This is a genomic window from Nostoc sp., assembly GCF_036919815.1.
Taxonomy (GTDB): domain Bacteria; phylum Cyanobacteriota; class Cyanobacteriia; order Cyanobacteriales; family Nostocaceae; genus Nostoc.
Genome location: NZ_JBALCE010000100.1, coordinates 1 through 11,264 on the forward strand (window position 1 = coordinate 1; position 11,264 = coordinate 11,264).

Genomic DNA, 11,264 nt, shown 5'->3' on the forward strand with positions numbered 1-11,264 from the left:
AGCTGAGAACATCGGGAGCCGGATGCACAGAAATGGGCACGTCCGGATCTAACTGAGAGGTGCGGGGAATAATATCCCCCATCGACTCAACCCGAGTCGGTCATTTTCTTTGTGCTAAACTTCTATAATTTTACTTTCATACGCAATCTAAAACTGTAGTATTCAGACTTAGAGGTAAGAAGTGTAATTATGGTAGAAGTAAACGTGAATGTTCTGTTTACAGGAGAGGATTTTTCATCAGTAGCTGACAGATGGAAAGGCAATTTTCCAACTGTTCCCAGAGTGGGCGATTTCTTGGCTAAATACACTAGAGATGACGTTACAACGTACAAAGTAGTCGCTATTGCTATGGCTGATGGTGTTCCAGAGCCAATAGTGTTTTGCATTATCGATAGTTTACAGGCTTATAGTTAAGGGACAATCTTATTTGAATTTTCGTTGTGTAGATTATCTTGAAGTCAGTACGTTGCACACCTAAGATGATGAAATTACTGAACCATTAGCTAGATAAGAGAGGCTATATTCAGTATTCAAGGATATTGGTACATCTACCATTGATTATGAATCAGCCTACAACAAAATCTTGGCAAGAAGTTCGAGCAGCTTTTCAAAAAATCTGGGGTTATGAAGATTTTCGTCCACCACAAGGAGAAATTGTCAGCAGTTTATTATCACAAAAAGATGCGCTGATTATTATGCCCACAGGTGGAGGAAAGTCGATTTGTTTTCAACTTCCGGCACTGCTACAAACAGGATTAACTTTGGTAGTTTCGCCCTTGGTGGCGTTGATGGAAAATCAAGTACAGGAACTACTACAAAGCCATCAGAAAGCAGCACTTTTACATAGTGAATTGTCGCCATCTCAACGCCGTGCAACTCTGCAAGCTTTAGAACGTCAACAGCTAAGATTACTTTATTTATCGCCAGAAACTTTGCTAAGTGCGCCAGTCTGGGAGAGATTATGTCAGCCACAATTGCAAATTAATGGCTTAATTTTAGATGAAGCCCATTGTTTAGTACAGTGGGGTGATAGTTTTCGCCCAGCTTATCGCAGATTAGGGGCGGTGCGTCCTGCACTACTAAAATCAAAACCACCGGGAACAAAAATTAGTATTGCTGCTTTTACCGCTACTGCTGACCCTTTAGCCCAAAAGATTATTCAAACAGTTTTACAATTACAGCAACCAGAGATTTTCCGCTTGAATCCCTACCGTCCTAACTTGCATCCCAGCGTTCGCATTGCTTGGACACCACGAGGTAGGAAACAACAATTATTAAAGTTTATTCAAAATAGACCGCAACAATCGGGATTAGTTTATGTTCGCACTAGGAGAGATAGTGAAGATTTAGCTGAATGGTTAGCAGAGATGGGTTATGCTACAGCTAGTTATCATGCGGGATTGGGTGCAACAGAACGGCGTGCAGTAGAAGCAAGCTGGTTAGGTGGCAAAATACCTTTTGTGGTGTGTACCTGTGCATTTGGTATGGGGATAAATAAATCTGATGTTCGTTGGGTAATACATTTTCACGCGCCACATCTGCTGTCTGAATATGTGCAAGAAATTGGCCGGGCTGGAAGAGATGGGAAACCGGCCGAAGCGCTGACATTAGTGAGTGAACCTACGGGGTGGTTAGATCCAGAGGATAAGCAAAGACAGGAGTTTTTTCAAGAACAAATGCGATCGCAACAACAAATAGCGCAACAACTTGTGAAAAAATTACCAAAACAGGGAGAAGTGAATGCAGTGATGCGGCAATTTCCTGATGGTGCGATCGCCTTATCTTTACTCCATAGCAATGGTCAGCTAAACTGGCTTGATCCTTTCCATTACACTATTGGACAAAAAGCGGGAACTCAGCCACCCAAGCAATTACACGCCGCCAAACAAATGCATCAATATCTGACTACAAAGCAGTGTCGTTGGCAGTTTTTATTAAATGCCTTTGGTTTTGACAAAGAAGCAGCTAACTTGCGTTGCGGACATTGTGACAATTGCCGCTAAACTGCCCTGTTCCCTATCCTCCAATCTTGGGTTTCAGAATTGTTTGTAGTCTGCGTTTTAGCGAAGACAGCACAAACTACTCACGAGTATAAAAAACTCGTTAGCGATCGCAGAAGAGTTTCTCGCCAAATATTTAGGTGGTAGATTTTAACCTTTGGGAGATATCCCTGGTTATTCGGGCGTAATTAAATCAAATCAAGTCTCAAAAAGAAAAAGGTGGTTAGAGAAAGTCACTGACCACTTTGATATTTGTAAGTCCGAAGTCTAACGATGTATTCAAGAATTTTTGACTGAACCTCATTGAGGAATTTTTCTTGATTTTTTTCAACATCAAGTTTTCTAGCAAACTCAATTTCTGAAAGAATCTCCTGGCATTCGTCTATTGTTGCTCCATTTACTGCTCCATATAGTATCCCAGTTGGATATTCATGAATACAATACTGAAGCCATCGAATCTGAATACTTAGTAAGTCTTTATGTACTTCATTATTGTTGGGAGCGAGCAAGTAACATTCTTTGAGTAACCCATAGTCTGTTTTAAAGTCAATCTGCTTATGGAGATGCTTTACTTTATAAAAATTGTTGGCTGTACGAGCAAGCCATAAAACTGACCAATGATCGCGCTTTTGATAACCGCTAAGAAGAACAGGAAATACAACCTGTTCATAAAGCTCATAGCGAATTATATGCCACCCAAATTCGTATTCTTGAGTTTCTAGAAACTTGTAAGTCCACAATTCTTTCTCGGCAAATGAAGCAAATGAAGCAATAAACTGCTGAAGGTGTTGTCTGGCTTGGGTGCGAAAACCAAGTTTTTTATAATGCAAGTACTGTTTGTAATACTCAAGCTCCATACCTAACTCTGATAATCAGACTCTTCTTTTTGCAAGAGAAAATCGAGATAGTCTTGTAATTGTAACAGCCTCGCTCCAGATAGCTGGCGTAACTTGGCTAAAATCATTTCTTCTTGCTGCCACTGGGCAATGGGGATAATTTGAGATGCTGGTACTTCGATCGTTACATGGGGCAGATCAAACCCTTCCAGACTATACCCGTCCTCTTCCCCTTCAGGCATGGGGTAATGTTCTACAATTGTTGCAACACTCCCGCGTTTCAGGTTGTATTCTGGTAAGTCCTGTGCTAAGGCAACTTGGGAGAATAGAGGGTGCTGTACCTTCATGAGTTGGCTCCTTGAACTGGCACTAAGGTGACAAATTTAGTTGTATCCTTTGTAACCATCCAAATGGTTAAGATATTGAGTTTAACGCCATTAATCCCTCGCAGACACGCACGAATGGCATACTTGTGACCATAGCGAGTTGTTTCGATCGCCTCGGCAGGTTGCGTTAAAATTTGAGTACGTAGATCCTGTTCCAGTTGTTGCCAGTTGTCTAGTGTGTACCCGGCCAGCCCTAGCCAAAAATTTAGATTTATCGTCTTTGGGCAACGGCACAAGCAGATATTTGGTTAACTTTTCTTCTGCGATTATTGCATCCTGCGGTAAAAAGGCCATCGGCTCATGGCATGAATTTTGGGTAGAAATTATTGACTACATTTTACTCTGAGATGCTGGTCGTCTGAGTATTTGAGATATTGCTTTATCCGCGATCGCAGTCATTGAATTATTCAATCCTAAATCCAAAATTCGTTAGTAGAAAAATACTGGAACACCACCTACAACTCAGTAAACTTCATCATGAGTGCCGATATCAATTAGCAAAATTTCCTCTTAACCAGATTCTATATTTTGCACAAAGTTAAAGACAATGCGACAGTCATAGTCAACTGAACACGCCCAAGCTCCAGACAGTTTGCCTTTAAGTTTATGGGTCTGCAACAATGGATCAAATGGATCGGCGGTTAGTGATGCTAACCGCTCTTGTAATTCTGGCTGTCGTCGTACCAATCGTTTAAATGCTCGTTTAAACGATGATGCCAAAACTACAGTTCTCACTTGCGTAACTCATCCATTATTTGAGTAACAGTTCCACGGAACACTTTACCCGACTGGTATTCTGCTTGTGCTTGAGCTATATTAGCAGCAATTTCAGAACGCCGCCGTTCTGCCAACCGATGACTTATCAGATCAATTAATGTTTCTTGTTCAATCTACTGATAAGTTTTCGATACTTTCTAGAACTCGATCTAACCTGGAAACTGAGGTCATTATTTATTGTTACCTTACGTATGCCTAAAATTGCTGCAAAAATCGCAAATCGCTAGCATACAAACGACGAATATCATCGATTTGATGTAACACCATTGCAAAGCGTTCTACACCAAAACCGGCAGCAAACCCAGTATAAATTTCTGGGTCATAACCGACAGACTTAAGTACATTTGGATCGACCATACCGCAGCCCATCACCTCCAGCCAACGCCCATTCCACTGCAAATCCACCTCCGCCGAGGGTTCAGTAAACGGGAAATAACTGGCGCGGAAGCGAATTGGTAAATCGCCAAATATTGCTTGTAAAAATACCTTAATTGTGCCTTTGAGGTCTGTAAAAGTTAGTCCCTCATCAATGGCTAAAAGTTCTATTTGATGGAAAACAGCTGAGTGAGTCGCGTCTACATTATCTCGCCGATAAACTCGCCCTGGAGCCACAACCCGAATCGGTGGTTCTTCTCTTTCCATGTAACGAATTTGCACTGACGAGGTATGAGTGCGTAAAAGATTACCATCTGGGAGGTAGAAGGTATCCTGCATATCACGAGCGGGGTGGTCAGGCGGGGTATTGAGAGCCTCGAAATTATAGTAATCTGTTTCCATCTCTGGCCCTTGAGCCACGGTGTAGCCCATACCAACAAAGATATCCAGCGCCCGGTCGATAATACCATTGAGAGGATGAATGCGACCTTGGGGGCTGTAAATTCCTGGCATAGTTACATCCAGAGTTTCCGCCTCTAGCAAAGCTTGAATTTGCGCGGCTTCTAAGGCAGCACGTTGCTGGTCTAGACTAGTTTGCAGGGATTCTTTGACTGTATTAGCGATCGCACCAATTTTCGGTCGTTCCTCTGCACTCATTTGTCCCATACTTCGCAACAGTGCCCCCAGTTCCCCTTTCTTACCCAGATAGTTAACTCTGAGTTCTTCCAGACCTTCTAGGGTGTCGGCGGCTGCGATCGCTTTTTCTCCTGACTGCCGCAGTGCTAAAAGTTGAGCTTCTAAATTGCTAGTCATTAGTTATTAGTCATTGGTCATTAGTCATTAGTCTATAGTCAAAAGCTGTGAACTGCTCGATAAATAAACTTACAGCTATGCCATTAACATCAGCAAAGCTGAGGGTCGAAACCAAACCTCTGTTTATCAGTTAGAGACGATTGAGCTAATACAGCTTGGCATAAATCCAGCTAACATCTCAATTAACAAGACTTGGGACTTAAGCCCCTTGTTAATGGTCTTGTGATTCCCAACATCTTTATAAATCTTCTGCTTCGTTGCCTATTAGCCTCGGAATAAATTCCCAGGCTAATAGCTAAAGTCCTCTTAAGAGGACTAAATACAAAACTTGAAGCGATGTAGATGGCTAGACTCAGTGAAAGGGAAAATTTCAGTCCACTTAAGTAAACACTAGCTCTTAGCCTAGAACTTAAGTTCTAGGCGGGATGTCGGTCAGGGTGACACTTTGACTGGTACAAAAATATGGGGAAGTGTACTAGTGAGTATATATGTTTTTTTGCTGTTTGTGACCTGCGACATTGACAAATGGCTAATAACAAATAACTAATAACTAATGACCAACGATCAATGACTATGAAATTACTAATTAGCAACGATGACGGCATTTCTGCCCTGGGGATTCGTACTTTAGCCAACTACTTGGCAGAGGCAGGTCATGATGTGAGTGTAGTTTGCCCAGATCGAGAGCGATCGGCAACTGGACATGGGTTAACTTTACACCAACCAATTCGCGCCGAAATTGTTGAAGAGATTTTTCATCCTGCTGTCAAAGCTTGGGCTTGCGATGGTACGCCTTCAGATTGCGTGAAATTGGCGCTGTGGGCTTTGCTCTCGACTCCCCCCGATTTGGTTCTCTCTGGCATTAATCAAGGTGCGAACTTGGGAACTGAAATCTTGTATTCCGGCACTGTTTCTGCGGCAATGGAAGGTCTAATTGAAGGCATTCCCAGTGTAGCGCTAAGTCTTATTAGTCAGACATCTAAAGACTTTAAACCTGCTGCTAAGTTTGCCAAAATTCTCGTAGACCAGTTAGCCCAAAAACCTCTGCCAGGTTTAATGTTGCTCAACGTCAATATTCCTGCCATCAAGTGGGAAGAAATTGCCGGAGTTACTCTCACCCGTCAAGGAGTGCGGCGTTACATTGATGTGTTTGATAAACGAGTTGATCCTCGTGGAAAAACGTACTATTGGTTAACTGGAGAGGTAATTGAGGATGTGGAACCCCCAACCGGATTAAATCTGCCTCAAAATGTACCGACAGACGTGCAAGTTGTAAGTAAAAACTACATCAGTATAACGCCGTTACAATACAATCTTACCTACGCAGATGGATTAGAGAAATTGTCTGAGTGGGAATTCAACTTTCCGTGAATCATTTGAGTTATTCGGAAAAAACTGGGGTTATTCAAATGCATCACAGAAAAATGTAGGCTATAACGTAGGGACACTCTTGAAATAAACGATACACATCTACCCCAAAAACTGGAAATTCTCCCTGAGAGTATCTCATCTACATTTACACAATCAGCCAGAAACAGGATATGCTGTTTTACCAAGAAATCCTCCCTCTTACTAAATCGGTGAGACAGCATAAACTTAGACAGAATAAGTAACAATTTTTCCACTTATCGCCCGCTCAGTCCAGCAAACAACACCCATGTCTAGGATAGAGAACCAATTTACCGTACAATTTTGGGGCGTTCGCGGCAGCATCCCCAGTCCAGGGCCACACACCGTTCGTTACGGTGGTAATACCCCTTGCATATCAATGCAAGCGGGCGATAAACGCTTAATTTTCGATGCTGGCACGGGACTACACGTTTTGGGGCAATCTTTGTTGCGCCAAATGCCGTTAGAAGCTCATATATTTTTTACCCACTCTCACTGGGATCACATGCAGGGTTTTCCCTTCTTTACTCCAGGGTTTGTGAAGGGGAATGACTTTCATATTTACGGCGCGATCGCACCTGATGGTTCTACCATAGAACAGCGCCTGAATGACCAAATGTTGCACCCCAACTTTCCCGTACCCTTGCAGATTATGCAAGCCAATTTAAATTTCTACGACATTCGACCGGGGCAACCAATACACATCGATGACCTTACCCTGGAAACAGCACCTTTGAATCATCCAGGTGAAGCCGTAGGATACCGCGTCAACTGGCATGGTGGCGCTGCTGCCTATATTACTGATACCGAACATTTTCCCGACCGACTTGATGAGAATGTGCTGTGGCTAGCTCGTAATGCCGACATTCTGATTTACGATTCTACTTATACAGACGAAGAATACTATTGCCCAACATCCGCGAAAATTGGCTGGGGACATTCGACTTGGCAAGAAGCTGTAAAGGTGGCGCAAGCTGCTAATGTCAAAACTCTAGTGATTTATCACCACGACCCCGCACACGATGACGACTTTTTAGATAGTGTAGGGGTACAAGCAGCTGCAAAATTTCCTGGGGCGATTATGGCACGGGAAGGAATGGTACTTGAGGTTCCCACCTCAGTTTCCTTATCAGAATCTTTTCCTGTTAGAAAGTCTTCTGTCTAAAGATTGCGATCGCAGTAATTGGAGATTTTAGATTAGATTGGTGATCAGAAGCTTTCAGCACGAGAGCGTACCTGTTGGCTGCACGGTGAGACAGCCCTGCCTAGAGTTGTCACGCCGACCACAGGTTCAGGGCGATAATAGGAGGACATACTTTATAGATTCACCAACACAGCCCAGACACCCACAGATGCCCTCTCTTGCGGCTGATCGAAGGGTAAAACCTCCTTGCAGTCTTAACACTGAACTAGAGCTTTTTAGCTCTAGTATTTGCGGTTATCTGGACTTAGCAAAAAGCTTGTCAAGCTGATGCCCAAGATACCATCTTGGGCAACTTCCTGTGGGTTAGGCTTTTGGCTGATAGCTAAAAGGGTGTCATCAACACCCTGGCTGATTGCACAAGACCTGATGGGCAGTTGGTGAAAGTTCAGACCATCTATAAAAGCTGTCCTCCTGAAGACGGTTTACCATCAGGTAGCTTTCTGCTGATAGCTAAAATAAACCTAAACTCTCAGAATCCACGTGCGAAATTTGTCTCAAAATGGGTGTTCTGTGTGGGTTGCTTCTTCAAGCGAAAAGCTGCTAACGCCGACTGCTGTTGCCCTTGGCAAGTTTGATGGTGTTCATCTTGGTCATCAAAGGGTAATTCAACCAGTCTTGCACGCTGGTAGTCACTTGTCAGTAGCTAGTAGTCCCCAGTCAAACGAAAATCAACAACTAACAAATAGAGAATATATCTATTCAACAGTTGTCACCTTTGACCCCCATCCACACGAGTTTTTTACGGGGCAACCCCGGACTTTGTTAACGCCACTGGATGAAAAAGTCCAACAATTGCGATCGCTTGGGGTAGAACAACTGGTACTACTATCCTTTGACAAAGAACTATCTGCTTTGACCCCCGAAGAATTCGTCGAAAAAATTCTTGTGCAACAACTGCGATGCCAGCGAATTAGCATCGGGCAGGATTTTTGTTTTGGCGAAAAGCGCAGTGGTACTGCTAAAGATTTGCAATTAATCGCCGCCAAGTACAATATCCCCGTGGCGATCGTTCCCTTACAAACTTATACAGGTAACTCGCCCACCGAAACCAGTTGCGTCAATACTCCTCCGCCTCAGGATGCCCGGATTAGCACTTCATTAATCCGCCAAACCCTTGAGCACGGCGACATCGAAAACGCAAATCTCTTACTAGGACGCCCTTACACCCTCTTTGGTGAAGTCGTTCAAGGTCAACAATTGGGGAGAACGATTGGCTTTCCCACCGCCAACCTCCAACTACCAAAGGAAAAGTTTTTGCCCCGCCAAGGAGTTTACGCTGTCCGTATTTTAACTCTCAGTGAAACATCAGATGTCACTCCAAGTGAGAGCTTGGGCGTAATGAATATCGGTAATCGTCCAACTGTAAACGGTACTTATTCATCTGCCGAAGTACATCTGCTCGATTGGTCTGGTGATTTGTATGGCAAAAAACTAGTTGTGCAGCTAGTTAAATTTTTGCGCCCTGAACAAAAATTTCCTTCTCTAGAAGCTCTGAAAACACAAATTCAACTTGACTGCGTTGTTGCTAGAGAAGTTTTAAGTGCTGGAGCGCAAAGTTAGAAGAGACGCGATTAATCGCGTCTGTACAGGAGTTAGAAGTAGAGACGCGATTAATCGCGTCTCTACGGGAGTTAGGAGTTCTGAGTGGGAACAATGTATTTAGGGAAATTGAGCATTGGGAAGAATTTAGTTCCCATTCCCCAATCCCTACTCCCCAATCCCTACTCCCCAATCCCCGCACCGCATGAGAGAAAAAATTGACGCCTTAACACAAAATCTAGCTCTTACCATCGTTGGTAAAACTGAGGCAATACGCTTAGTGCTAGTCGCCCTGCTAGGTGGTGGTCATGCCCTCCTAGAAGATGTCCCTGGTGTTGGTAAAACCCTGCTGGCTAAATCCTTAGCTCGTTCAGTAGATGGCAAGTTTCAACGGCTACAATGTACCCCTGATTTATTGCCAACTGACATTACTGGCACCAACATTTGGAACCCAAAAAGCGGCGAATTTACTTTTCTTCCTGGGCCAGTCTTTGCCAATGTGCTGTTAACTGACGAAATCAACCGCGCTACACCCCGCACTCAGTCAGCTTTACTGGAAGTTATGGAAGAACATCAGGTGACAGTCGATGGTGTCTCTCGTCCAGTTCCCCAGCCCTTCTTTGTGATTGCCACTCAAAACCCAATCGAGTATCAAGGTACTTTTCCCCTGCCGGAAGCGCAAATGGATCGGTTTATGTTGTCATTGAGTTTGGGCTATCCTTCAGAGGCAGAAGAACTCCAAATGCTGCAAAATCTCCAAAATGGTGTGAAGGTTGCTGATTTACAGCCTTGTATTACCTTGGCAGAAGTACAAGAATTACGTTACCTCTGCTCTCAAGTAAAAGTGGCTACTTCTTTGCAACAGTACATCCTCGAATTGGTGCGGGCAACACGGCAAGATGAGGAAATCGCCCTTGGCGTCAGTCCGCGTGGCACATTAGCATTACAACGGGCTGCCAAAGCACTAGCTTTTCTCTTAGGGCGTGATTATGCTATTCCTGATGATGTGAAATTTCTTGTCCCTCACGTTCTTTGCCATCGCCTGATTGCTAGAGGAGGACGCAATGCTAGAACTGTTGTTGAGCGATTATTGCGATCGGTTTCTATTCCTTAAGGTAAAAAAGATAGACAACAGTTGATTTCAAGTTTTGACCTAATTGCTTTCTGTTAAAAATGCTATTAACAGAACCTGAAATTCAACAAGTTCTAAACCAAGCTAAAGCTGCTTTTCCCAACCTGACTGACTGGGAATACAACAATGAAAAAAATGGAGAGTATTTTGGTTTTTCTATGTGGGGAGAGTTTGTTCTTAATCCCCAAGAGCTAATGCCACGGCGTTTTTTTATCACACTCGATACTTATGAAAATAAGTGGCAAGGATGTTTAACAATCGGGCAACACAGCTATCTTTGGTCAAGTGCTGATGTAGGTGATGCCCACTTGCTAGATACCGAACCACACCCGTTGAGGAGATTAAAGCCAGCTTAAAAAGAGCCTTGCAGCAAGCAAAAATAGGACAAACTAGACCAATTAGTGAGCTATGGGACAGGATTGATGCAGAGTGATAGTGCGGTTTCAATTCGATTTTCCGATGAGTTTGAGCAAGAACTTTACAGACTATCAAAGAGATTTCGCAATATTCGCTCTGATGTTCAACCGATTATTGAGCAATTACAACAAGGAAATGTTGTCGGCGATGCCTACGGCGGGCTACGCCTATGCATTGCGGGCATTGGTGAGCAGTATATTATTTACAAAGTGAGAGTTCGCAACAGTAGTATCCAAAAAGGTAAGAGTGCTAGATACCGATTGATTTTTGAACCTCGCATGACTAAAAGTCACGCGATTCTTGCTTCAACGATCTCCGCCTGAAGTAATCCAGGACTTACGAGTTCTCCACAGGCGTTTAGAGCATCCGGCGCACCGACGGCGGCTGTCTTGAAAA

The 11,264-nt window shown here is 43.5% G+C and carries 13 protein-coding genes; 8 read left to right on the forward strand and 5 right to left on the reverse strand.

The genetic code is table 11. The features are described from left to right. Positions 1-189 precede the first annotated feature (189 nt). Together V7K15_RS23460 and V7K15_RS23465 are read left to right on the forward strand one after the other, a co-directional pair. Positions 190-414: a hypothetical protein gene (locus V7K15_RS23460; RefSeq protein WP_334909302.1), complete on the forward strand. Its 225-nt coding sequence runs from the start codon at positions 190-192 to the stop codon at positions 412-414. A gap of 146 nt (positions 415-560) precedes the next feature. Beyond that, the gene (locus tag V7K15_RS23465; RefSeq protein WP_334909304.1) at positions 561-2,003 is read left to right on the forward strand and encodes a RecQ family ATP-dependent DNA helicase; all 1,443 of its coding nucleotides are present in this window, start codon (positions 561-563) and stop codon (positions 2,001-2,003) included. 230 nt (positions 2,004-2,233) lie between these two features. On the opposite strand, the gene V7K15_RS23470 is transcribed toward V7K15_RS23465, so the two are convergent. The 5 genes from V7K15_RS23470 to pheS all read right to left on the reverse strand — a co-directional run bounded on the left by V7K15_RS23470 (position 2,234) and on the right by pheS (position 5,187). Next, the gene (locus tag V7K15_RS23470; protein WP_334909306.1) at positions 2,234-2,857 is read right to left on the reverse strand and encodes a hypothetical protein; all 624 of its coding nucleotides are present in this window, start codon (positions 2,855-2,857) and stop codon (positions 2,234-2,236) included. Between the two features lie 2 nt (positions 2,858-2,859). Next, on the reverse strand, positions 2,860-3,183 hold the full coding sequence (locus V7K15_RS23475; protein WP_334909308.1) for a DUF4926 domain-containing protein: 324 nt from the start codon (positions 3,181-3,183) through the stop codon (positions 2,860-2,862). Further along, complete coding sequence (locus V7K15_RS23480) at positions 3,180-3,458, reverse strand: DUF6883 domain-containing protein (protein WP_334909310.1); 279 nt, start codon at positions 3,456-3,458, stop codon at positions 3,180-3,182. Before V7K15_RS23480 ends, V7K15_RS23475 begins: the two co-directional genes overlap by 4 nt. A 274-nt stretch (positions 3,459-3,732) precedes the next feature. Then, entirely contained in the window at positions 3,733-3,957 is a 225-nt protein-coding gene (locus tag V7K15_RS23485; protein WP_334909312.1) for a type II toxin-antitoxin system RelE/ParE family toxin, read from the reverse strand. Positions 3,958-4,194: 237 nt separating this feature from the next. Continuing rightward, positions 4,195-5,187: a phenylalanine--tRNA ligase subunit alpha gene (pheS, locus tag V7K15_RS23490; RefSeq protein ID WP_334909314.1), complete on the reverse strand. Its 993-nt coding sequence runs from the start codon at positions 5,185-5,187 to the stop codon at positions 4,195-4,197. Between the two features lie 573 nt (positions 5,188-5,760). Here pheS and surE point away from each other — a divergent pair. The 6 genes from surE to V7K15_RS23520 all read left to right on the forward strand — a co-directional run bounded on the left by surE (position 5,761) and on the right by V7K15_RS23520 (position 11,191). Beyond that, positions 5,761-6,558, forward strand: coding sequence for a 5'/3'-nucleotidase SurE (gene surE / locus V7K15_RS23495; RefSeq protein ID WP_334909316.1), 798 nt, complete (start codon positions 5,761-5,763; stop codon positions 6,556-6,558). 286 nt (positions 6,559-6,844) lie between these two features. Further along, positions 6,845-7,741 (forward strand): MBL fold metallo-hydrolase, encoded by an 897-nt coding sequence (locus V7K15_RS23500; RefSeq protein ID WP_334909318.1) that lies wholly within the window; start codon positions 6,845-6,847, stop codon positions 7,739-7,741. Between the two features lie 519 nt (positions 7,742-8,260). Further along, the gene (locus V7K15_RS23505) at positions 8,261-9,340 is read left to right on the forward strand and encodes a bifunctional riboflavin kinase/FAD synthetase (protein WP_334909320.1); all 1,080 of its coding nucleotides are present in this window, start codon (positions 8,261-8,263) and stop codon (positions 9,338-9,340) included. A gap of 184 nt (positions 9,341-9,524) precedes the next feature. Further along, complete coding sequence (locus V7K15_RS23510) at positions 9,525-10,433, forward strand: AAA family ATPase (protein WP_334909322.1); 909 nt, start codon at positions 9,525-9,527, stop codon at positions 10,431-10,433. A 59-nt stretch (positions 10,434-10,492) separates the two neighbouring features. Next, positions 10,493-10,807: a hypothetical protein gene (locus tag V7K15_RS23515; protein ID WP_334909326.1), complete on the forward strand. Its 315-nt coding sequence runs from the start codon at positions 10,493-10,495 to the stop codon at positions 10,805-10,807. Between the two features lie 66 nt (positions 10,808-10,873). Beyond that, the gene (locus V7K15_RS23520) at positions 10,874-11,191 is read left to right on the forward strand and encodes a type II toxin-antitoxin system RelE/ParE family toxin (RefSeq protein WP_334909324.1); all 318 of its coding nucleotides are present in this window, start codon (positions 10,874-10,876) and stop codon (positions 11,189-11,191) included. Positions 11,192-11,264 lie beyond the last annotated feature (73 nt).

Bases quoted from the DNA above. Each gene is read 5' to 3' on its own strand.
- V7K15_RS23460 (WP_334909302.1), top strand. From the start codon at position 190: ATGGTAGAAGTAAACGTGAATGTTCTGTTTACAGGAGAGGATTTTTCA.
- V7K15_RS23465 (WP_334909304.1), top strand. From the start codon at position 561: ATGAATCAGCCTACAACAAAATCTTGGCAAGAAGTTCGAGCAGCTTTT.
- V7K15_RS23470 (WP_334909306.1), bottom strand. From the start codon at position 2,857: ATGGAGCTTGAGTATTACAAACAGTACTTGCATTATAAAAAACTTGGT.
- V7K15_RS23475 (WP_334909308.1), bottom strand. From the start codon at position 3,183: ATGAAGGTACAGCACCCTCTATTCTCCCAAGTTGCCTTAGCACAGGAC.
- pheS (WP_334909314.1), bottom strand. From the start codon at position 5,187: ATGACTAGCAATTTAGAAGCTCAACTTTTAGCACTGCGGCAGTCAGGA.
- surE (WP_334909316.1), top strand. From the start codon at position 5,761: ATGAAATTACTAATTAGCAACGATGACGGCATTTCTGCCCTGGGGATT.
- V7K15_RS23500 (WP_334909318.1), top strand. From the start codon at position 6,845: ATGTCTAGGATAGAGAACCAATTTACCGTACAATTTTGGGGCGTTCGC.
- V7K15_RS23510 (WP_334909322.1), top strand. From the start codon at position 9,525: ATGAGAGAAAAAATTGACGCCTTAACACAAAATCTAGCTCTTACCATC.
- V7K15_RS23515 (WP_334909326.1), top strand. From the start codon at position 10,493: ATGCTATTAACAGAACCTGAAATTCAACAAGTTCTAAACCAAGCTAAA.
- V7K15_RS23520 (WP_334909324.1), top strand. From the start codon at position 10,874: ATGCAGAGTGATAGTGCGGTTTCAATTCGATTTTCCGATGAGTTTGAG.